Raw genomic sequence first — 21,728 nt, 5'->3', positions numbered from 1 at the left:
CTAAATTTTGTGGGCGACCGCGCCCGTCAGCCGCTTGACCGAACCCTCTTTCAGATTATCCAGCTTCAGCCGCCCGATGCGGATGCGCTTCAGTTCCCTGACCTGCTGCCCTACCGCGGCGAACAGCCGCCGCACGATGCGCTTCTTGCCTTCGCGGATGATGATGCGGTAGTTGTAGGGCGGGTGGATGACCGGCTTGACCCTGGCCGGCGCGCTCAGGCCGTCATCGAGTTCGATGCCGGCTTCGATCTGCTCGATTTGGTCGGCGGAAAGCGCTTTGTCGATAGCCACCAGGTATTCCTTTTCCACCTCAAAACGCGGGTGGGTCAGCCGGTAGGCCAGCGCGCCGTCGTTGGTCAAAAGCACCAGCCCGGTGGTATCTTCGTCCAGCCGCCCGACGGGAAACAACTGGTATTTTTTATACTCTTCAGGCAATAAATCGAGCACCGTCTGCCGGCCTTGCTCGTCATCGGTGGTGGTGATGACGCCGGCGGGCTTATTGAGCGCCAGGTAGATCTTATGCAGTCTGGCAATGGGGACTTCCCGGCCGTCGAAGACTATTCTGTCGCTGTCCTTGAGCGGCAGGCTGTAGCTCTCGGCGACTGTATCATTAACCTTGACCCGCCCGGCTTTGATCGCCTCAGCCAGGTCCCGCCGGGATCCCAGCCCCGCGTCCCGCAGCGTCTTGAGCAAGGTAGGCGGTCCTGAAGTAGATCCTGGGATTTTACCCGCCGGCCGCTTCAGCCGCGGCCCGGATGAACGCCCGCCCGCCCGCCGCTGCGGGAAGGGAACCTCCCCCTTGCTTTGAGAAGCCCGCCGCAGAGGAGAGATATCTTGCCCAGGGTCTGCTGCGCCAGGTCTTAAATCGGCCCGCGCCGGCACCAGGCCGGCCTGCTGCCGCCCCCGGGGTTGACTATTCTTTGCGCTCCCCGCGCCGGCGGGGAACCCGATATGCCTTTTGGAGGCTGATTCGCGCTTTATAACTCTACCTCCGCCATCAACTCCGCCGCTTTACTCATCAATTCCTTCTTTCTCGCCTCAGATACGCCTTTCATCGCCAGGTACCTATCCAGCGCCTGCAACGGCGTCAAGGATTCATCATGCTCCGCCCTCAGCCGGTTGCGCGCCTGCCGCTCAACCTCGCGGGCTATGGCGAAGTAATACGCGTCCTTGAGAGCGTTCTTGATCTCGGCCTCCCTCAGCAGGGGAGCGACCGGCTCCGGCATCTTCAACTTCAATTGTACAACAGCCCCGGCAATATCGTCGCTGCGGTCGGTTAACATTTTCAAGACCGATGAAGTCGGATCAAGTTCTCCCTCGTAGAGGGTCTTTTCCAGCGTCAGGAACCGCCGCCCGTTGAGTTTGTGGAAATGGTAGTCGGTGTGCTTACGCCCGCTGTCCTTTGTAAACTCGATGACGTAGAACCCCTTGTCGTCCCTCTCTTCGCCGAAATCCAGCCGCTCCAGGCTGCCGCTGTAAATCACCGGCGGGTTCCGGGCAAGCTCCTGGCGCTTGTGCAGGTGTCCCAAAGCCACGTAATCGAAGGTGGGCAGAGCGATATTGCTTAACATAACGGTAGGCTCTGTGCCGAGGATATACTTCCGCTCCGACGCCGTCGCCGCGCCGTCAACCCAGATGTGGGCAGCCAGTATCGAGGGAACAATCGGATCGAGGCTATCCGCCATCTGCCGTATCTTAGCCGTCAAACCGGCCTCGATCTTGGCCTTCAACTCATCAGGTGACAGGCTCTGGCCCTCGGCCTGCGCCTTGCTTTCGACTGAACCCTTGCGCGGCCACGGCAGCGCCGCCACCTGCAGCGACCCGGAGGCCGTCTCGATTTTGTATACCTTTGCCTGCGCCGCCACGGTGACGTTGGGTATGCGCAGCGTGTCGTAGATCTCTGTTGAGGTGGCGCGTCCTGAGGTGGCCGGCAGGTCGTGGTTGCCGGTGAGCAGGAAGACCGGGATTCCGGCGTCCGCAAGCCTTCTGATGCGGCGGGCAAACTCCCGCTGCTGGGTCTGTGACGGGTCGCGGCTCTTGAAGGCGTCGCCGCAGAAGAGCACCAGGTCCACTTTCTCGGCAACGGCGTAGTCCGTCAGCTTGTCAAACGCCGCCAGGAAGTCCAGCAGGCGGGTATCAAGCCCCGTCGCTGCGTCGGGCCTGCCGTAGACCTCGACCCCCAGGTGCAGGTCAGCGAAATGGATGATTCTCATCGTTTTGTCATCTTATACGAAAGTAAGGATCCAAATTACCTTTTCTTGTTTCCGGCGCGGTAAAATTTGACGCTGGCTTTTTCCACCGTCATCAGGCCTTCGGTGACAACCGGATCGAGAAAACCGATGAATGACTCAATTTTTTCAGGCGTATCCACAATTTCGACCACAATTGGCAGGTCGAGTGAAAGTCTAAGGATGTTAGTGGTGTGGATCCTTGACCCGGCCCCGAAGCCCGCAATTCCCCGAAAAACCGTCGCCCCGGCAATCCCGGCCTTCCGCGCCTCCCGCACTATCCATTCATATAAAGGCATCCCATCGTGTTTGTCGGTTTCGCCGATAAAGATGCGAAGCAGTTGTCCCTCGTTCGGTAAATTCATTGATGCTCCTACAATCGCGCCGTTACGTAATATCCGATAAAAGTCGCGGCTAATCCAATAACTACCTGGGTTAAAACGTTTACGGCAGCACCGATGTATTGCCCGTTGTGAATCAGAGAGGTGGTATCGTAGGTAAAGCTGGAAAATGTGGTAAAGCCGCCGAGCACCCCGATGAATACAAACGCCCTTGACTCCGAAGTGAAAATGCCGCGGCTTTCAGCCAGCCCGGCCAGGAGGCCGATAATCAGGCAACCCAGGATGTTAACCGTCATAGTCCCATACGGGAACCAGCTATTGGAAGCGTATTTCTGAACCGCCCCGCTTATCAAGTACCGGGACGCGGAACCGATAAATCCGCCCAACCCTACAAGTAAAGCAGTTGTCAACTGAAACTCCCGGAAGAATTAGTGTTTCTTCTATGTCGTGTGCCGATCTCGACTGCTGGTAATGAAATGGATGATTCTCATCCTTTTATAATCCTATGCGAAAGCGGAGGATCCATATCCCATTTTCCTCTCCCCTTGCGGGAGAGGATATGAAGGAGAGGGGTAGTTGCAATTTTGAATTTTGCATTAGATATTTGGTCTTACTTAGGATTTCGACATTCGTGTTTCGGATTTCCGTTATTTTACTTCCCCCTTCAGCCTTGGGAACAGGTACGCCTTGATCTCCTCGATCGGAATCCTATCTTGTTTCATCGAGTCGCGCTCGCGCACCGTGACCATCTTGTCGTTCAGGGAGTCGAAGTCCACGGTGATGCAGTACGGCGTGCCTATCTCGTCCTGCCGCCGGTAGCGCCGCCCAATGCTCTGGGCTTCGTCGTAGGTCACCATCCAGGCCTTGCGCAGGGAGGCGTAAATCTCCTTTGACAGGTTGGCCAGCGGCTCCTTCTTGGACAGCGGCAGCACCGCCGCCTTGTAGGGCGCCAGCCTCGGGTGCAGCTTCAGCACGGTGCGCGTCTCGTCCTTGTCCGGCTCCTCGGTATAGGCGTCCAGCAGGAAGGCCAGCACCGAACGGTCGACTCCGGCGGACGGCTCGATGACGTAAGGCGTGAAGTGTTCCTTGGTCTCCTCGTCGAAATACTCGAGGTTCTTGCCGGAATACTGGGAGTGCTGCTTCAGGTCGAAGTCCTGCCGGTTGGCTATGCCCTCAAGCTCGCTCCAGCCCATCGGGAAAAGATACTGGATGTCGGAGCATGCTTTGGCGTAGTGCGCCAGCTCGTCTTTGCAGTGGGCGCGCAGCTGCAGGTTTTCCTTCTTCATACCCAGGCTTGTGTACCACTCCAGCCGCGCTCTTAACCAGTGCGCGTGCCATTCCTCATCGGTGCCGGGCTTCACAAAGTACTCCAGCTCCATCTGCTCGAACTCGCGGCTCCTGAAGATGAAGTTGCCGGTGGTGATCTCGTTTCGGAAGCTCTTGCCGACCTGGGCGATGCCGAAGGGCAGCTTTTTGCGGGTAGTATTCAACACGTTCTCGAAATTGACGAAGATGCCCTGGGCCGTCTCCGGCCGCAGGTAGGTGACGGCGGCGGAGTCCTCCACCGGCCCCATGAAGGTCTTGAACATCAAATTGAACTGCCGCGGCTCGGTCAGCTTGCCGCCGCAGGACGGGCACACTGCGCCCTCGAAGTCGCCGGGGCGCCAGCGCATCTTGCAGGCCAGGCAGTCCTGCATCGGGTCGGAAAAGCCCGTGACGTGGCCGGAGGCTTCCCAGACCCTTGGATTCATCAGTATCGAGGCGTCGACGCCCACCACGTCATCCCGCTCCTGGACCATGGACTGCCACCAGGCCTGCTTGACGTTGTTCTTTAAGAGAACGCCCAGCGGCCCGTAGTCCCAGGCCCCGCCGGGAGCCCCGTATATCTCGCTCGATTGGAATACAAAGCCGCGCCGCCGGCTTAAGTTGATGATCTTGTCCATGTCCACGGGGTTGGTCTGGTTGTCTGCCAAGTAAATACTCCTTAAATCTGTCTTTGCGAGCGACTGCCTTGAATGGCAGTCGCGTGGCAATCGTCTATGAATAGTACACCTAACAAAATCCGTCGTTGCGAGCCATCGGCGAGGCGGGGCGAAGCAATCCCGATGCCTCCCGAGCGGCCTGCGGAGCAATATGTTACTCCTTCTTCTTCTCCTCGATCCGGCTAAAGCCCTTGTAAGCCTGGATGACGATCGGCAGCCCGTAAATGAGTATCAACACGCCGCCGGCAACCAGGACGATCAGCGCGAACAGCCACAGCGGCATTATGTGGGAGGTGTTGTTTGCGTAGTAGACTGCGTCCACCAGCACGTAGGTCATGATGAACTGGATGATAGCCGGCATGTTGCCCATCAGCGTCAGCAGCCGCGTCGGGCTGAACCAGAAATTGCCCACGTTGTCGCGGAAAAGCTGCACGTTGCCGACCGAACGGGTCGCCAGCCAGGCGGCGGCGACGAGGACTGCCTGTATACCCACCATCAGCAGTACCAGCGATGACTTGGCGATGGCATCGCCGGATGGTTCGCCGGCGGTGTCGAAGCGGTAGAAGATCTCCTCCGGCAGCCCGCCGTAGGAGACCGCCGCGACTGCCGCGGTCAGCAGTAATACCGCCAGCGGCAGCCCGATGAATTTCAGGCGGAACTTGAGCGGTTCCGGGGTCGCGTTCTGTTGGCCGTTTCCCATCGCCGGTTATTCTACCTGAATCCGGCGGCGCGCGAAAGCAGGAATCCCCTCTCCCGCCGCCTGGCGGGAGAGGGTAGGGTGAGGGCTTCGAAGAATGCCCTGCCAGCGGTTTGTAAACCCCAGCCTCTTCCCCTGTCATTGCGAGGAGCGCAGCGACGCGGCAATCTTGTTGGCATATCTCCTCTCTCGCCACCTGGCGGGAGAGGGTAAGGTGAGGGCTTCGAAGAATGCCCTGCCAGCGGTTTGTAAACCCCAGCCTCTTCCCCACTGTCATTGCGAGGAGCGCAGCGACGCGGCAATCTCCGGTTCGTTGTAGGGGCGGGTCTCAGACCCGCCCGCCAGGAATTTGCGAACCCCAGCCTCTTCCACTGTCATTGCGAGGAGCGCAGCGACGCGGCAATCTTATTGGATTATTCCCTCTCCCGCCGCCTGGCGGGAGAGGGAAGGGTGAGGTCTTCGAAGAATGCCCCGCCAGCGGTTTGTAACCCCAGCCTCACACCCTGTCATTGCGAGGAGCGCAGCGACGCGGCAATCTCCAGTTCGTTGTAGGGGCGGGTCTCAGACCCGCCCGCGATGCCCCTTAAAAAACGCGCAAGCCGTAAGACCGCCACCGTTCGAACTTAAACCATGTTGTTATCACGGCTGTCGAAAATATTTCCGCCAAATCCCACCAAAAACGACAAAACTCGCTTGACGGTTAAAGAGAACACGTGTGCTATACTGAGTACCATTATACGCTCCGCCGCCGCAGACGCCGGCCTCTCGGAATATCCCGCAAGCAGGAAGACCGCTTTGTTTGATAAAATGACGAATAACGAACCCCGGGATTGCCTCCAACGTGAAGCTTCGGTTTCGTTTCCCCCAAAATATGATGTTGAACAGAAAAACAAAAACAATTAAATGCCGCGGGAAGGGAATATAATGATCATCGAGCGCCTGGTAGTCGGTCCTATAGAATCTAACTGCTACATCGTCGCCGATGAAGAGACTAAAGAGGGCATAGTCATTGACCCCGGCGCCGACGCCGGCAAGATTCTAAAACGCATCACCGATCGGGGATTGAAGATAAGCTACATCGTCCTGACCCACGGCCATTTCGATCACGTCTCGGCGGCGGGCCCGGTCAAGACCGCCACCGGCGCCAAACTCCTGGTCCACCAGGCTGACGCCGCCAGCCTCAACGACGGCTTTTTAGCCCGCATGGCCGGACTGGCGCATCAGAAGGTGCCGCCGCCGGACGTGCTGCTCAAGGGCTGGGAAGACATCGCCGTCGGCAGCCTCCGTTTCACCGTGCTGCACGTGCCGGGTCATACCCCCGGCGGTATCGCCCTCTACGGCCAGGATGTCGTTTTCACCGGCGATTCCCTGTTCGAGATGGGCATCGGCCGCACCGACCTGCCCGGCGGCTACTACGGCACTCTGATTGACAGCCTGAATTGCCGCTTGCTGGCCCTCGATGACTGTATAAAAGTTTACCCCGGCCACGGCCCCGATACCACTATCGGAGCCGAACGCCGGGGCAACCCTTTCCTGGTCAACCCTCCTCAGAGGGAATGTTCATCCTAGATTATGCCGGTCATGTCGGCGATGACCGGAGCCAGCACCAGGGAGATTATTGACACCAGCTTGATCATGATGTTCAGCGACGGGCCGGAAGTGTCTTTCATCGGGTCTCCAACGGTGTCGCCGATGACCGTCGCTTTGTGCGCCGGTGATTTTTTGCCGCCGTAAGCGCCGGTCTCCACCCATTTTTTGGCGTTGTCCCAGCTGCCGCCGGCGTTGCTGAAAGCTACCGCCAGGATAAAGCCGGTGACGGTGGCGCCGATGAGAAAGCCGCCCAGCGCCACTTTGCCGAAGATAAAGGCGACGGTTATAGGTGCCAGGACGGTAACCACACCTGGCAGGATCATCTGGTGGATCGCCTCTCGGGTGCAGATGTCCACGCATCTGGCGTATTCCGCCTTGCCGGTGCCTTCCATCAGGCCGGGAATCTCCCGGAACTGCCGCCTGACCTCGTTGACGATGGAAGCGCCGGTCTTGCCGACTGCTTGGAGCGTCATGGCGCAGAAAACAGCGGGTAGTAGACCCCCCAGAAACAGGCCGACCAGTACGTGCGGGTCCAGTAAGGAGATCTGCGACGGGGTGATGCCGACGGCCAGGGTATAGGACAGCAGCAGCGCCAGGGCGGTCAGCCCGGCCGAACCGATTGCGAAACCCTTGCCGATGGCGGCGGTGGTATTGCCCAGTGAATCCAGGGCGTCGGTGCGCTCGCGGATTTCATGAGGCATGCCGGACATTTCGACGATACCGCCGGCGTTGTCGGCTACTGGGCCGTAGGCGTCGGTGGCGTCCTGGATGCCAAGCGTCGCCAGCATGCCGACGCCGGCCAGAGCCACGCCGTAAATATCGCCGAAATTGTAGGCTACCACCACGGCGATGACGATGAAGAGCACCGGCGGGGCGGTGCTCATGAGGCCGTTGCCGAACCCGGCGATGATGTTGGTGGCGGCGCCGGTCTGGGAGGCCTCGGCGATTTTAAGAGTCGGTTTATACACGTAAGAGGTGAAATAGTTGGTGCTTTCACCGATGGCCAGCCCGGCGGCCAGCCCGGCGACGATGGCCACGAACAGCCGGATATCGGCCAGGAAGCTGACAGCGATGAACGAAAACACCAGGGAAAGCCCGGCGGCGATATAAGTACCCCGGCGCAAGGCATTCAGCAGAGCCTTCATTTCAAGTTTCTCGCCGACGCGGACTGAAAATATACCGATTATTGAAGCCAGGATGCCGCCGGCGGCTACCAGCATCGGCAGCCAGAAGGCGGCGGCCGGGTCCGTGCCGACAATCAGCGGTTCGCCCAGCCGGGTCGAAAAAACGGCGATGGTGCTCAGGGCCATGGTGGCGATGATGGAATCTACGTAGGACTCGAAAAGATCGGCGCCCATGCCGGCCACGTCGCCGACGTTGTCGCCCACAAAGTCGGCGATAACCGCGGCGTTGCGCGGGTCGTCCTCGGGAATGCTCTGCTCGACCTTGCCGACAATGTCGGCCCCGGTGTCGGCGCCTTTGGTGTAGATGCCGCCGCCGACGCGGGCGAAAATGGCTACCGAGGACGCGCCGAAGCCATAACCCGGGATGATCGCCAGGAACGACGGGTCTTCACTGAAGGCGAAGTATAGTAACGATAAGCCCAGCAGGCCGATGGCGACCACCGTCATGCCCATGACCGACCCGGCGCGGAAGGACACTTTCAATCCGTGGTTGAGGCTTTTTGCGGCGGCGGCGGCGGTTCGCGAATTGGCTCTGACGGCGATGGTCATGCCCACATACCCTGCCAGGCCGGAGCAAATGGCCCCGAAAACGAAAGCCAGCGCCACTTTCCAGCCGAGGGCGGGAACGAATACCAGCACCAGAGTGACGATGGCCACAAAAACAGCCAGGACTCGATATTCGCGCCCGAGGAAGGCCAAAGCGCCTTCTTTGATCGCCGCGGCGATTTCCCGGACGCGGGCGTTGCCTTCATCCTGGCTCAGAACGAACCTCGCCAGGAAATAGGCGATCACCAGCCCGAGCACGCCGCAGCCAAGTGCTATTAGTACTGGATCCATAAGTGCTTTATCCCCCCGTGTTATTTTTTCCGATGGAATCCTGGAAAGCGCTCAGCTTATTTTCCAGGCGTTTCTGCTGCAGGGACAGAGTGAGGTCGGATCGGGTTTTTTCCAGAATGCCCCGGACCATGTCGGTGGTCCGCCGCAGGTTGCCGGTGATGGCATCCGGAAAATCTATCGTTACCAGAACTTCATAAATGGCGTCCATAACCGATAATATGCCTTCCGCTCTTGACATATCGCCGCGGCGCAGTCCGTCCAGCAGGTACCGCCTGAGTTCGCCCGTAACCTCGCCCATGCCGTTTAAATAGGCAGCGGAATCGATCTTCAGTTCTTCGGGGGTTGGTATTTCGGTACCGGTGATGATCGCCAGGGTGATGCAGCCCTCGGCGTATTCTTTCTGGGCATCCCGGAAGAAGGCGGTATTGGAAAGTTCTTCGCAGGCATCGATGGTGATTTCCGCTTCATCGATGAGCAGTTTGGCTTTTTTCAGCGAATCATGAGCGTTGTCGAACTCTTGACGGTGGATCGCCCGAATGGACTCCGAGCAATGACGGATAGCTTCACGGCAGCCGGGCAGCGCCTTTTCACGGGCGGCATCCTTTTCCTTAAAAGAAGCTCTGATGGATTCGGCTATGTCATCCAGTCTCTGTGCTAAATTCTCCACCTCGATACCCTTTCAACAAGTCTTGATGACCGGAAGTTCAGGAGTCTCCCATTCGGATATGCCGTTTACGCCGGCATCGATTAAGAAGTCTACGCCGGCGTCTTGAGCAGTCGTCGCCTCGGAGGCATCACGCGCAACAAAACCTATGAGGCTTTTTAGGCCCAGCAGTTCCCGGATCACCTTCACCGGCAGAGAGTCCCGCCCGATGACAACCCCGTCGGCTTTGACCGCCGCCGCGACGTCGATCCGTTCCCCGATTAAGAACAGGATTTTCTTCTCGGCGCAGATATCGCGGCACTCAACCGCCAGTTCCCAAAAGTCTGTTCGTGATTGGCCGGAGGGATTAAGCTGGATCGCTGAAGGCTCCATGTCTAACGCTTTATAAAAAGTTTCTTGGCTGTCCGCGCTGACATACAGCCTGCCGACCAGCGCCCGGTTCAGTTTACGGCTTAATTCCGAAACCAGTTCCTTTTCCAATGCATACACGCGGAACCGCACTCCCTCGGCGTCCACTGCGCAGGTTTTCGTATCCGTTGAACGCAAAATTTCCTCGATCGTCCTCATGGACTGTGCCACCCGCCGGCTGTTGGCCACAACAGTCTCAACCAGGCTTTCGGCGGGTTCTTTCGGGAATGCGCTGCCGCGTCCGACATCGCCGGGGGAGTCGCGGGAGGAGATCAGTTCAAATTTTACTTCATCAAACGCCTGATGGAGTGAATGCCGCAGTGCCTTCAGCTCCTGTGAGATCGGTTCGGAATCAAGAGCAAACCGGGCGATGTCTTCAAGCACCCGCAGACCCTCAGTCGCGCGGTCCAGGTTGGCGTCGATTATCCTGAGCGTCTTCTGGGGAAAAGTGGCCAAAATATCTCCGGATTATTTGGTTTGGCGCGGATTTGAACGTATGATTCTAACACAGACGTCAAATTCCGGGCAAAAACACATCATTCTCGGCCGGAAACGGCGTATTTGATATGCTCGGTCTGGTGCCCGCCGTACCGGAACTCGATGCCGATAAAGTCAATCCGCCAGTTTTCGGATAACGCATGCTCCGTACAATAATTCTCAGCCGCCGCGATCAGCCTTGCCTGTTTACGGTGGCCTATAGATTCGGCCGGGGTGCCGAATTCAGCGGATGATTTTGCCCGGACCTCTACAAAGACCGTCTGATCGCCGTCACGGCAAACGATATCGATTTCGCCTTCAGCGCAGCGCCAGTTGGAATCGATTATGTGGTATCCAGCCTGTTCCAGGAAACCCCGGGCAAGTGACTCCGCCAGCCGGCCGGTTTGCTGCCGTTTCACAATAACCTTCGCAGGTCCGACACCGGCGCGAAACTCCGCCGGTGGATTGAAGAAGGCCCGAGGGCATCCAATCTTTCGAAATGGTCGGCCGTGCCGTAGCCCTTGTGCCTTAAGAAACCGTAGGCGCTGAACCGGCGGTCCAGGCGCGCCATCAGTCTGTCCCTGGTCACTTTGGCCACAATCGAGGCGCAGGCGATTGAAACGCACTTCGCGTCGCCGTCAACGATCCCTTTTTGGGGACAGGCTATTTCCGGCAGGGTGAGATAATCAATCAGCAGCGCCTGCGGCGGCACCGACAGGCTTTCAATCGCCAGCCTCATCGCCAACCGGGTGGCTGAGACGATACCCCAGGCATCTATATAGCAATGGGAGACGATGCCGGCGCCAAAGCTCAAAGAATCGGTGACAATTGCCTTGAACAGTTCCTCCCTCGCTTCCGGCGGCAGCAGTTTGCTGTCTCTGACATCCTTCAGCCACCCGCAACGGCGCCGCTTGGTCAGGATGACCGCGCCGGCGACCACCGGGCCCGCCAGGCAGCCGCGGCCGGCTTCATCCACGCCCGCGATGAGGCTGATTCCCTGGGCGCGGAGCAGGTTCTCCTCCCTGAACTCCGGGTATCTGTCAATGCCGGTCTTCATGCGCAGATAATTCCCCCGCCCAGAACTTCACACCCCAGGTAGATAACCGCGGACTGGCCCGGCGCTACGCCGCGCACCGGCTCAGAAAAGCCGAGCGCCGCCGTCCGGTCGGGGAACACCTCAATAGACCGCAGCGGTACTTTCCGCATCCGGTAGCGGATCCTGGCGGATAAGCCGGAGGCGTCCGACGGGGGGTATCCGCTGATCCAGGAGACATCCTGAATCCTGGCGCTGTGCCTATAAAGATCTTTTTCCTCACCTATGATTAACCGGTTGGTCGCTGGCTCAACCCCGAGGACGAATTTCGGCACGGGGGAAGAAATGCCGAGTCCGTGGCGCTGGCCCACGGTATAATGAACCAGCCCGCGGTGCCTGCCGATCACTTTGCCTCCCGGTTCGATGATTTCACCCGGCGCGGCATCGGCTCGGTTCAATAAAAACGAGCCGTAATCCTGACCGCCCAGAAAGCAAATGTCCTGGCTTTCGCTTGGGAACGAAGGCAGTCCGGCTGATTCTGCCAGCTCCCGGACTTGTGATTTTGACAAAAAGCCGAGTGGAAAAAGGGCCCGGCCGAGCTGCCGCTGGTCCAGGCTGTACAGGAAATATGACTGGTCTTTGGCCCCGTCGGCGGCCTCAAGCAGGCGATACCCTGAAGCAGACGGCTCGATACGGGCATAATGCCCGGTCGCCAGGTACCTGATGCCGAGTGAATCAGCCGCCTCCAGCAAAGCGCCGAATTTGATTTGCCTGTTACAGACGACACAGGGATTCGGGGTGCGCCCGCCGGCGTATTCGGCGCAGAAATAGTCGATAACGCTGGATTGGAATTTCTCGGTGAAATCAATGACCCGGTGTTCGATGCCGAGGTATTCAGCCACCGCGGCGGCGCGCTCGGCGGCTTTTTCCTGTGTTTGGCCAAGGAGGCGCATCGTCAGGCCGAGAACGGAGAAACCGGCTCGTTTGAGGAGCATGGCGCTAACGGAGGAGTCCACGCCGCCGCTCATCGCGGTTATTGCCTGGGGTTTGATCACTCAACTATCCAGTTCGTTGTGAAAGTCTTGCCTGGACGGCCTGCCAAATATGCTCGGTGACGGTTGCTTCAGGCAGCGTTCCGTTGACGATGACCCAGCGGTCGGGTTCAGCCCGCGCCGCTGCCAGGTAGCCGTCGCGAACCCGGCGGTGAAAATCGGCGTGCTCTTGTTCGATACGATCAGTTTTAGCCGACCCTTTCCGGGCGAAACCATGTTCGGTCGGGACATCCAGCAAGAAGGTGATGTCCGGTATTAATCCTTGAGCCGCGATCGATGATGCAGCTCTGACAGAGGCAAGGGGCAGCCCCCGGCCGTAGCCCTGATATACCAGCGATGAGTCGGCGAACCTGTCGCTGACCACCACCTGACCGGCATCCAGGGCTGGTTTGATCACCCGGCTCACCAGTTCAGCCCGGGAAGCATTGAATAACATCAGCTCGGCAATCGGGCTGATGGAGATACCGTCGCCCCATTTGAGCAGATTTGAGATACGGTCGCCTAACTCGGTGCCGCCCGGCTCGCAGGTCAATAATACGCTGACGCCTTGAGCTTCCAGGCGCTTGGCTAGTAATCCGGCCTGAGTGCTCTTGCCGGAGCCCTCGCCGCCTTCAAAGGTAATAAACAGGGGCATCGTCACTCCTTGAAGATGTTGACCCTTCGGTTGGGCTCGCGGCCCTCGCTGCCAGATTTCAGGTTGGCGCGTTCGGCAACCAGGTGCTGCAGCCGGCGGATGTAGGCGCCCTGAGGGGATAACTCAACTTTGTCGTTGCCGCTTTTGACCCGGTGTACCGCTTCTTCAGCTTCCATTATCGCCTGATCCAAAGCGCCGGATTCCTGGGCTATCTCCGGCTCCCGGCGGGACAGCATGCCGAGGAACTGGCGGAACTGGGCGGGGGTATGGCTCTTAAGGACATAGACCGGCAGGTTGTGCGCCTCGGCGTCCCGTATCCGCTGCGGCCGGCGGCGGAAATAATTCTTTGAGGTGACCAGCATCCCGGCATCGCTCAGGCGCTCGGTGATGTTGAGACTTACCCGCATTTCTTCGGCGACCTGTTCCAGGCGGCTTCGATTGATCCCGAAAAGATACAGCCTGGGTGTGTCCGCCGCCGCCGGCGAAGGCAGGCGGTGGGCTCGTTCGGGATGATCGGTATCCGGCTGGGCTGAAGTGGTGGTGACCAGGCCGTTGTCATCGATGGAACGGATCTCGGTCGCTTCCGGGATACCGCGCAGTATAGCGTCAACCGCTTCTGAAGTGTTGCCGTGAACCGCCACCCGGTCTCTTTCCTGAATTTCGACGATGATATCAAAAGTCGGCGGCGCCTTACGCTCCAGGACTGTTTTTTGAGTGCCGCGTCGCCTGGCTTCCTCGTCGCCCAGGGTTACCGCCTGGATGCCGCCGATCAGATCCGCCAGCGTCGGGTTCTGCATCAGATTTTCCAGGGTGTTGCCGTGGGCGGTGCCTACTAGCTGCACGCCGCGCTCGGCGATAGTCCGGGCGGCTAAAGCTTCAAGCTCGGTGCCGATCTCGTCTATCACGATGACTTCCGGCATGTGGTTTTCAACCGCCTCGATCATCACCGCGTGCTGCCGGTCGGGTTCGGACACCTGCATGCGGCGGGCGCGGCCGATCGCCGGATGGGGGATATCGCCGTCTCCGGCTATCTCGTTGGAAGTGTCAACGATAACGACGCGCTTTTTTAAGTCATCGGCCAGGACGCGGGCCACCTCCCGCAGCATGGTGGTCTTGCCGACGCCCGGCCTGCCCAGAAGCAGGACGCTGCTGCCAGATTGAATCAGGTCCTCGATGATCTTAATCGTCCCGAACACCGCCCGCCCGACCCGGCAGGTCAGACCGATGATTTTGCCTTTTCGGTTTCTGATGGCCGAGATGCGGTGTAATGTGCGTTCGATGCCGGCGCGGTTGTCGCCGCCGAAGGCGCTGACTCGGGCGGTAACGTAATCGATGTCCTCTTCGGAGATTTCTTCAGGCCGGAGGATGATTTCCCGGCCGGGGAACCGTGCCTCAGGCACCCGTCCGAGATCCATGACAACTTCAAGCAGTTGGGCTAAATCGGTTTGCTGGCCAAGCGGCCGCCGGATTTCCGGCGGCAGCATATCGAGCAGGGCTCCCAGGTCGTCCGTAATCTGGTTCGGCAATAACGCCTCCGTGAAGCAGTATCCGGCATTATTCTACTATCCGCGGGGGAGACGGGCAAACGATTCACCGGCCGGCGGTGATTTGTTCCAGATTTCGGCCGGAAATGGCCGAGTCCGGCGCCTCGGCGGTGATATCGCCGGCGCGGGCGTATTCATCTTTCATTTTGAAAAACAGCCAGCCGCGGGCGGTCTTGATCAGCGCGAAACGCCCCGCCAGTTTTTTGCCCTCGAGAAACACTTCTATTCTGCCCTCGTCGAATGATTCCGCCATCGACTCCGGCCTGGGTTTCTCGGCTTTAATATTCCGGTAGGTGCCGGTGTCCCAGACCATGACCGTACCGGCGCCGTATTCACCCTGCGGTATCGTTCCTTCAAAACCGCCATAGGCCATGGGATGATCCTCGGTGGGCACCGCCAGGTGCTTGACCTCCGGGTCCATTGACGGCCCCTTGGGCACCGCCCAGCTCTTCAGTACGCCGTCGATCTCCAGGCGCAGATCGTAATGCAGGCGGGAAGCGGCATGCTTTTGAACGACGAATACCGGCTTTTCAGACGGCGCGGCGGTTTCCGGCGGCGGTTCGGCGGTCTTCTGGAAGTCCCGCTTGGCTTTGTATTCACTGAGTTTGTCCTGATTTTTCATCTCCGACCTCCCGACTTAAATATAAGCCAATCGGCAAATTACTTAGAAGCTGAGGCGTGTACAAACCATTATAAGCCAACCAAAAAGCCTCCATAAAAGGGACTGTCCCAAGGGCGCTGACAAACCAATAAAATGTTCATGGGCGCGGTCTCCATTTTGTTTGTTGCCTTGTCACCTATCGAACCGCTCGGTTAAGTTTGTATTCGGCTGATATTTAGAGCTTTTAGTTCTGGACATGCCCATTATCACTAGTCTCGACTTGCCCTGCTAATTGAGGATTTCGTCCAAAATTGGTATTCGTTTTCAGTTAAAATCACATCGTATTCTTGCCTTATTCAAGCAATGGCTTTGGCAATTCGGACAAACTGAGAGGGTATGGAACTCTGGTAACCCAAATATGCCCACAACGCTTACAAGTATAAGTCGTTAATCTTCTAGGCCTTGGGGTCGTAAAACTCTGTTTGCATGACAATATGATATCCGACTTTAACTTAAACCTTAATTAGGGGAGGTTAAGAAATAATTTTGGCTGTGTTATAATTCGTACATGAGTTTGTTTTCTATCAGTATCAACCCACCACAAAATCCACATCAGGTATTGAATGATAGATACATTCAGTGGTTTCAAAGCGAAATCGAATCCCAGACAGCTTATCATAATCACAAAGAAACGATGTCTTGGGTGGTGACTGCGTTATACATACCTTCAATCCTCGTTGCTGGAAATTATATTGGTGAACATAATTTAAGCTTCTTGAGAAACCCCTGTTGTTTTATTCTTGCATTATTGCTTGCATCCGTTTTTGTGACAATGCAATTTAGGTCGCGTCATGTTTCCGCAAAAACTATTGCCGCGTTAATGGAACTTGTTAATGAAATTGAGAGTGGGCAATTAAACCTTAATGACGCTGATAGCCGTCAATTTGTAACAATCAAGTTTTGGCCTAAATTTGTAGACGATAGAATCCACAAATGGGATGGATTTAAGGCTCGTTCTGTTTTTGATTTATTGTTCACCGATGTTGTGTGTTTGGCGGGGATTGTTCTTGCTACCTTTTTAGCTTGTTACCTTGCTTCACTGTAAGAACAATTAACTCTAGACTTTGACCGCGAGAACATGGCCGATGCTATACTTTCAACCATGAACAATCTCGACTATCGCAGCGTAGAAGACGCCCTTTCCGGATGCCTCTGGGACAAGCACATACTTACCTACGAACGCATCGGCTCCACCATGGACCGGGCCAGAGAGTTGGCGCACAAAGGGGCGCCGGAAGGCACCCTGGTGGTGGCTGCGGAACAGACTGAAGGCCGCGGCCGGTTGTCCCGCGCCTGGGTTTCGCCGGCCGGTTCGCTGTCGGTGTCGCTGCTGCTCTACCCGTCAGCGGATAAGCTGCCCTACCTCACCATGCTGGCCGGACTGGCGGCCGCCGAGGCCATAGAGGCGGTCGCGCTGTTGAAAGCCGATATAAAGTGGCCCAATGACATTCTCATTGACGGCCGGAAAGTCGCCGGGATACTGGTTGAGAGCGGAACCGCCAGGGGCAAGACCTACGCGGTCGTCGGCATCGGCGTGAACGTTAACATGGATATGGCCGGTTGGCCGGATATAGCCGGCCTCGCCACCAGCATGTCGGCGGAGTCAGGCCGAAAAATCGACACGCCGCGGCTGCTGCGGGCGATTGTCGATGAAATAGCCGTTTTTTATACCGCTTTCGACCCGGCGGCCCTTCGTAATCTCTGGCGCGCCCGCCTGATAACCCTGGGGCGCCGGGTGACCGCCAGCGGCGCCGGAGCGGCCGTCGAGGGAGTCGCCGCTGAAGTGACCGCCGACGGCGCTTTGGTCATCCTTGGAGACGACGGCGCCGAATATGTCGTCGTCGCCGGTGATGTGACGCTGAGTTAAGCCTGGAATGGCCGGCCATTCATCGGGGACCGGCTTTTCCGATGCGTTACTTGTCTTTGATAAATCCCTTCATGAACATGCTGATGAGGTCGATGGGGATGGGGAAGATCACCGTCGAATTGCGCTCGGAAGCGATCTCGGTCAGCGTCTGCAGATACCGCAGTTGAAGCGTGACCGGTTCTTTGGCGATGATGTCGGCCGCCTGAGCAAGTTTGGTTGAGGCTTCGAACTCGCCCTGGGCATGGATGATTTTAGCCCGGCGCTCGCGTTCGGCTTCGGCCTGGGCGGCCATCGACCGGCGCATCGTCTCAGGCAGTTCCACTTCTTTTATCTCGACTGTCGAAACCTTGATGCCCCAGGGATCGGTTTGCTTGTCAATGATGTCCTGGATGACGTCGTTCAGCTTCTCCCGGTTGGCCAGGAGTTCGTCAAGTTCCGATTGACCCAGAACATTCCTGAGCGTGGTTTGCGAAATCTGGGACGTCGCCCGGATGTGATCGAGGACTTTGACGACCGCCGCCTGCGGATCGACGACGCGGAAGTAGATGACGGCGTTGACGCGGACGGTGACGTTATCCCGGGTGATGACCTCCTGAGCCGGCACGTCCATGGTCACGACGCGCAGGTCCATTTTGACCATGCGGTCAATGAAAGGGATTAGGAAAAAAATGCCCGGACCTTTGGCGCCCACCAGACGGCCCAACCGGAAGATGACGCCCCGTTCATATTCAGAGACAACCCTGACTGAAAGGGCCAGGATAATCACCAGGAAGAGCAGGAAAATGAGCCATGGTACCAGAGCTTCAAGAGCCGCTTCCATTTATTGTTCTCCTCGCGCGTTTTTCGTTACGAACAATTTCAGGCCTTTTACGCCAGTGACAGTAACCTCTTCACCGATCTCGGCCTGGCCTGAGGCCAGTTCCGCCGACCAGATTTCTCCCTGGATAAAGACTTTACCGGCTGGTTGCAGGGCGGCATGAACCCGGGCTTTTTGACCTATCAGTTCCTCATGCCCGGTGGCAACCTTCTGTTTTTGGGCTTCAGCGACCCGGCGCCAGATAAGGATGACAGCGGTCACCGACAGGCCCAGTATCAGGATGAGCAGGGTGACGGTAACCCATGGCGGGACAGCGAAATCAAAAATTAACACCAGGCCGAGGATCAGGGAGAGCAATCCCGCGGCGGCGAACAGGGCGTAGCCGGAGGTGAAGAATTCGACGATAAAAAAGGCGATAGCCAGAGCGATCAGCAGGATGCCGGCGATATTCATCGGTAGCCTCCTTGACAGGTGCCTTTTGATTATAACACGGGGCGCAACAGGCTATCTTCAGAACATAATGCCTCTGCTTGAACATCTGGTGGGATAAAGCATCATGTGGGATTAGCCCCACTTTCCCACCTGATACGATAACTGCCGGCCGCCTGAGCGTCGGCTGATCATCCTGCCGACCGATATATTTTTTCCGACCCGCCAAAAACGACAAAATTCACTTGACAGCCATGGGGAACGGGTGTGCTATAATGCTCAGCATGAACCAAATGAGTACGTTTGTCCTCTCTGAATGCGGAGGCCGTCTTGCTTCTTAATCCGTCCCTGCTGCCCCCGGCTTTGTTCGCTTCGGTCATGAACCAGGTCGGTTCTGAAACGGTTGGTCAATACGCCTCGGGCGCTGTGAAACCCCATTTGTTCCCAAACCAAACGACAATCGTTTCACACGTTCAGCCCATCGCGTGATTTTTACATCGTTTCGGGAAAAAGTGCTTACTTCGCCGGCAAACAAAAACCAACCCGTCAGACGGCCAGATTTGAACGTAATATGCCCCTGGTGTACAATCTCCGTGTCCAACAAAAGCAGTATAGGAGAAATCATGACTCAAGAGAGGTGTCGCGGCTGCCGCGACCTGATCCCCGAACAAATGCTGAAATTCCGCCTGGCGGAATCCGTCTTTATTGATACTGCGCTCAAATGGGGCTACGAAGAGGTGCGCACTCCCACCCTGGAGTACCTGCACCTGTTCACCGCCACCGGCACGCTGACCCCCGGTATGCTGGGGCAGGTGTTCTCCTTCCTGGATTGGGACGGCTGGAGCGGCGAGCGCGTGGTTATGCGGCCGGACGGCACTATCCCCATCGCCCGCCTGTACACCGATTCCCTGACCGACCGCGAAGTCGCCAGGCTCTTCTATGTGGTAAACACTTTCCTCTTTGAGGAGAAGCCGGGCAGCGGCCGAGAGCGCTGGCAGTGCGGCGCGGAACTGATCGGCGGCAGCGGCCCTCTGGCCGATGCCGAACTCGCCCGCATGGCTCTTGAGACTCTGGAACTGCTCGGCCTTGAGGGCCGTATAAAAATCTCCCATTCCGGGGTCATCCAGGCGGTCTTGGCCCAGCTCGAACCGTCGCCGGAGGCTCGCCACAAATTGTTCGATGATATCCTCGACGGCAACGAGTCGGTGATGAGCCGGCTGGCCGAGTCCAATCCGGAGCTTCTAGCCGGCCTTAAGACTCTCCTTGGTGTAACCGGGACTTCATCCAACTACCTCTCCAATCTCAGGTCCCTCTTCGGCTACTCCGTGGAGTTGGAGGCAGCGGCAGGCGACTTCGCCGCCACACTCGATACACTCGACGACGTCGGTGTGCCCTACGAGATCGACCTGGCCTCCGGCCGCGGCTTTGAATACTACACCGGCGTTATCTTCCACCTTTCGGTTAATGGGGCTACGGTCGGCGGCGGCGGCCGCTATGACAACCTCATCGCCCTGATGGGCGGCCCTTCCAGGGCGGCGGCCGGCTTCGCCCTGTACCTGGACGAGCTGATGAAGTTCATTGATATGGCCGAGTATGAGATGGAAGAACCAGACCGCTTTTTGGTCAACTTCCAGCCTGGCGACGAGGCACGTGCTTTCGCCGTGGCCACTGATCTTCGGGACGCCGATTACACCGCCGAGATCAAACTTGGCGACCCAGACGTTATGGACTATGACTGGGTTCTCAACATCACAGAAGACGGCTTGCTGGTGTTGTCCGATACTGAAACAGACGAGGAGTTCGAGTTCGAGACAGTCGAAGAACTGGTTGAGATGCTGGGCGGGGAGGCCTCTGAAGAATGAGAGTCGCCTTGCCCAAAGGCCGCCTGCTTTCGGATACGGCGGCACTCCTCGACCGTGCCGGCTGGCAGCTCAATGACTACCAGCCCAAAGCCCGGCTGTACCGGCTGACCAGCGCCAAATTCCCGGAGCTGTCGGCTAAAATGCTCCATGAAAAGGACATCCCCATCCAGGTGGCAATCGGCAACTACGATCTTGGTATCTGCGGCGCTGACTGGGTGGAGGAACTTGTTTCCCGCTATCGCCTATCGTCGCTGGTGAAGGTGAGAGTGCTGGGCTACGGCCACGGCGCCCTCTACGCGGCTTCAGCGGCGGGCGACGGCGTCACCTCGCTGGCCGACCTGTCAAGGCGCGCCGACAAGGTACGCCTGGCTTCGGAATACCCTAACCTGGCTGAGCAGCTGGCTATCCAGCTCCGCCTCAAAAATTACGCCGTGTACCCCCTCTGGGGCTCTGCCGAGGCTTACCCGCCGGAGACTGCCGAGGTGGTCATCCTGCCGCGCAAGAGCGCGGGCGAACTCGTATTAAAAGGTCTCAAAGTTCTGTCGAAAGTTCTCGACTTCAAGGCTGTTCTAATAGCCAACCGCGAAAGCCTGGCCTCCAAAGACCTCTCGGCGGCTATCTCGTCGATTCTGGCTAACCTGCCGCCAGCAGTAGAGTTTAACGAAGATGCGCCGCCGAAAACGGTGGCAGCTCTCGAGGCCTATCACGAGTACGCCCCTGATGTCGTTCGGCTGGCACTGCCCGATGGCCATCAACAGCCGCACGTGAGGAAAATTCTCGACGCCGCCGGTATTGGCATCGAAGACTATCCATCAGACCGCGGCTTCCGGCGGCCTAAAAGCGACCTGGAGGGTTTTGCTATTAAAACGATACGGCCGCAGGATATGCCCATCCAAGTGGCTAACGGCAACTTTGACCTGGCCATCACCGGCTGGGATTGGCTGACCGACCATTTGCACCAGTTCCCGGCCTCCCCAGTCAAACGCTTGCTTGACCTGAAATATGGTTGGGTGCGCATTGTCGCTGTTGTGGCTAACGAGGTGCCGGTGACTAATGCGGTGGAGCTTAAGGAGTATTTCCGGAACCGCAATCTGCGGGTCGCTTCAGAATATATCAACATCGCTGACGAGTACGCCCGCAACAACCACTTCGGCCGCTACCGCATCGCGCCTACATGGGGTTCGACCGAGGCCTATTTGCCGGAGGACGCTGACCTTCTAATTGAAAATACCGAGACCGGCGGCACCATTGCCCGGCACAATCTGCGCATCATAGACACGCTGTTCGAGTCCACCGCTTGCGTCATCGGCAATACCCGGGCGGCGGACAATCCGGTGAAGCGGAAGAGAATGGAGGCTCTGGTGGAAAGATTGGGAAAGGCGCTTGACCAGGCCAAATAACACCAATGCCGAATTTCAATC

General features: G+C 57.8%; 22 protein-coding genes. 5 read left to right on the top strand and 17 right to left on the bottom strand.

Annotation, left to right across the window (positions count from 1 at the left end):
* The 6 genes from ABV300_RS06565 to ABV300_RS06540 form a co-directional block, all read right to left on the bottom strand.
* Complete coding sequence (locus ABV300_RS06565) at positions 1-693, bottom strand: pseudouridine synthase (RefSeq protein ID WP_353714088.1); 693 nt, start codon at positions 691-693, stop codon at positions 1-3.
* Positions 694-977: 284 nt separating this feature from the next.
* A complete protein-coding gene (locus tag ABV300_RS06560) occupies positions 978-2,213 on the bottom strand; it encodes an exonuclease SbcCD subunit D (protein WP_353714087.1) in 1,236 nt (411 codons plus the stop codon).
* Positions 2,214-2,248: 35 nt separating this feature from the next.
* Positions 2,249-2,593, bottom strand: coding sequence for a DUF190 domain-containing protein (locus ABV300_RS06555; protein ID WP_353714086.1), 345 nt, complete (start codon positions 2,591-2,593; stop codon positions 2,249-2,251).
* Positions 2,594-2,601: 8 nt separating this feature from the next.
* Positions 2,602-2,955, bottom strand: coding sequence for a fluoride efflux transporter CrcB (gene crcB / locus ABV300_RS06550; protein ID WP_353715374.1), 354 nt, complete (start codon positions 2,953-2,955; stop codon positions 2,602-2,604).
* Between the two features lie 261 nt (positions 2,956-3,216).
* The gene (locus ABV300_RS06545) at positions 3,217-4,512 is read right to left on the bottom strand and encodes a glycine--tRNA ligase (protein WP_353715373.1); all 1,296 of its coding nucleotides are present in this window, start codon (positions 4,510-4,512) and stop codon (positions 3,217-3,219) included.
* A gap of 193 nt (positions 4,513-4,705) precedes the next feature.
* Positions 4,706-5,251 (bottom strand): hypothetical protein, encoded by a 546-nt coding sequence (locus ABV300_RS06540; protein WP_353714085.1) that lies wholly within the window; start codon positions 5,249-5,251, stop codon positions 4,706-4,708.
* A 921-nt stretch (positions 5,252-6,172) separates the two neighbouring features.
* Between ABV300_RS06540 and ABV300_RS06535 the strand changes: the two genes are divergently transcribed.
* Positions 6,173-6,817: an MBL fold metallo-hydrolase gene (locus tag ABV300_RS06535; protein ID WP_353714084.1), complete on the top strand. Its 645-nt coding sequence runs from the start codon at positions 6,173-6,175 to the stop codon at positions 6,815-6,817.
* Here ABV300_RS06535 and ABV300_RS06530 read toward each other — a convergent pair.
* The 9 genes from ABV300_RS06530 to ABV300_RS06490 all read right to left on the bottom strand — a co-directional run bounded on the left by ABV300_RS06530 (position 6,814) and on the right by ABV300_RS06490 (position 15,293).
* The gene (locus ABV300_RS06530) at positions 6,814-8,859 is read right to left on the bottom strand and encodes a sodium-translocating pyrophosphatase (protein WP_353714083.1); all 2,046 of its coding nucleotides are present in this window, start codon (positions 8,857-8,859) and stop codon (positions 6,814-6,816) included. The genes ABV300_RS06535 and ABV300_RS06530 overlap by 4 nt on opposite strands.
* 7 nt (positions 8,860-8,866) lie before the next feature.
* Entirely contained in the window at positions 8,867-9,526 is a 660-nt protein-coding gene (locus ABV300_RS06525) for a haloacid dehalogenase (RefSeq protein WP_353714082.1), read from the bottom strand.
* A 12-nt stretch (positions 9,527-9,538) separates the two neighbouring features.
* On the bottom strand, positions 9,539-10,387 hold the full coding sequence (locus tag ABV300_RS06520; RefSeq protein WP_353714081.1) for a thiamine phosphate synthase: 849 nt from the start codon (positions 10,385-10,387) through the stop codon (positions 9,539-9,541).
* Positions 10,388-10,467: 80 nt separating this feature from the next.
* On the bottom strand, positions 10,468-10,827 hold the full coding sequence (locus ABV300_RS06515) for a YraN family protein (RefSeq protein ID WP_353714080.1): 360 nt from the start codon (positions 10,825-10,827) through the stop codon (positions 10,468-10,470).
* The gene (locus tag ABV300_RS06510; RefSeq protein ID WP_353714079.1) at positions 10,824-11,465 is read right to left on the bottom strand and encodes a ribonuclease HII; all 642 of its coding nucleotides are present in this window, start codon (positions 11,463-11,465) and stop codon (positions 10,824-10,826) included. Before ABV300_RS06510 ends, ABV300_RS06515 begins: the two co-directional genes overlap by 4 nt.
* Positions 11,462-12,496, bottom strand: a complete 1,035-nt coding sequence (mnmA, locus tag ABV300_RS06505; protein ID WP_353714078.1) for a tRNA 2-thiouridine(34) synthase MnmA — start codon at positions 12,494-12,496, stop codon at positions 11,462-11,464. The genes ABV300_RS06510 and mnmA overlap by 4 nt, the downstream gene beginning before the upstream one ends.
* A gap of 4 nt (positions 12,497-12,500) precedes the next feature.
* A complete protein-coding gene (tmk, locus tag ABV300_RS06500) occupies positions 12,501-13,127 on the bottom strand; it encodes a dTMP kinase (RefSeq protein WP_353714077.1) in 627 nt (208 codons plus the stop codon).
* Between the two features lie 2 nt (positions 13,128-13,129).
* Positions 13,130-14,653, bottom strand: a complete 1,524-nt coding sequence (locus tag ABV300_RS06495) for a R3H domain-containing nucleic acid-binding protein (RefSeq protein ID WP_353714076.1) — start codon at positions 14,651-14,653, stop codon at positions 13,130-13,132.
* 64 nt (positions 14,654-14,717) lie between these two features.
* On the bottom strand, positions 14,718-15,293 hold the full coding sequence (locus ABV300_RS06490) for a DNA polymerase ligase N-terminal domain-containing protein (protein WP_353714075.1): 576 nt from the start codon (positions 15,291-15,293) through the stop codon (positions 14,718-14,720).
* Positions 15,294-15,840: 547 nt separating this feature from the next.
* Here ABV300_RS06490 and ABV300_RS06485 point away from each other — a divergent pair.
* Together ABV300_RS06485 and ABV300_RS06480 are read left to right on the top strand one after the other, a co-directional pair.
* Complete coding sequence (locus tag ABV300_RS06485) at positions 15,841-16,377, top strand: hypothetical protein (RefSeq protein ID WP_353714074.1); 537 nt, start codon at positions 15,841-15,843, stop codon at positions 16,375-16,377.
* A gap of 33 nt (positions 16,378-16,410) precedes the next feature.
* Positions 16,411-17,199, top strand: a complete 789-nt coding sequence (locus ABV300_RS06480) for a biotin--[acetyl-CoA-carboxylase] ligase (RefSeq protein ID WP_353714073.1) — start codon at positions 16,411-16,413, stop codon at positions 17,197-17,199.
* A gap of 46 nt (positions 17,200-17,245) precedes the next feature.
* Here ABV300_RS06480 and ABV300_RS06475 read toward each other — a convergent pair whose 3' ends face one another.
* On the bottom strand, positions 17,246-18,019 hold the full coding sequence (locus ABV300_RS06475) for a slipin family protein (protein WP_058439643.1): 774 nt from the start codon (positions 18,017-18,019) through the stop codon (positions 17,246-17,248).
* Complete coding sequence (locus ABV300_RS06470; RefSeq protein WP_353714072.1) at positions 18,020-18,469, bottom strand: NfeD family protein; 450 nt, start codon at positions 18,467-18,469, stop codon at positions 18,020-18,022.
* Between the two features lie 599 nt (positions 18,470-19,068).
* Here ABV300_RS06470 and ABV300_RS06465 point away from each other — a divergent pair.
* Together ABV300_RS06465 and hisG are read left to right on the top strand one after the other, a co-directional pair.
* Positions 19,069-20,307: an ATP phosphoribosyltransferase regulatory subunit gene (locus tag ABV300_RS06465; RefSeq protein ID WP_353714071.1), complete on the top strand. Its 1,239-nt coding sequence runs from the start codon at positions 19,069-19,071 to the stop codon at positions 20,305-20,307.
* Positions 20,304-21,707, top strand: a complete 1,404-nt coding sequence (gene hisG / locus ABV300_RS06460; RefSeq protein WP_353714070.1) for an ATP phosphoribosyltransferase — start codon at positions 20,304-20,306, stop codon at positions 21,705-21,707. The genes ABV300_RS06465 and hisG overlap by 4 nt, the downstream gene beginning before the upstream one ends.
* The last annotated feature ends 21 nt before the right edge of the window (positions 21,708-21,728 follow it).

This window comes from Dehalogenimonas sp. 4OHTPN, from assembly GCF_040448695.1.
In the GTDB taxonomy this organism is placed as follows: Bacteria; Chloroflexota; Dehalococcoidia; order Dehalococcoidales; family Dehalococcoidaceae; genus Dehalogenimonas.
This window is presented reverse-complemented; position numbering and strand designations above follow the sequence as displayed.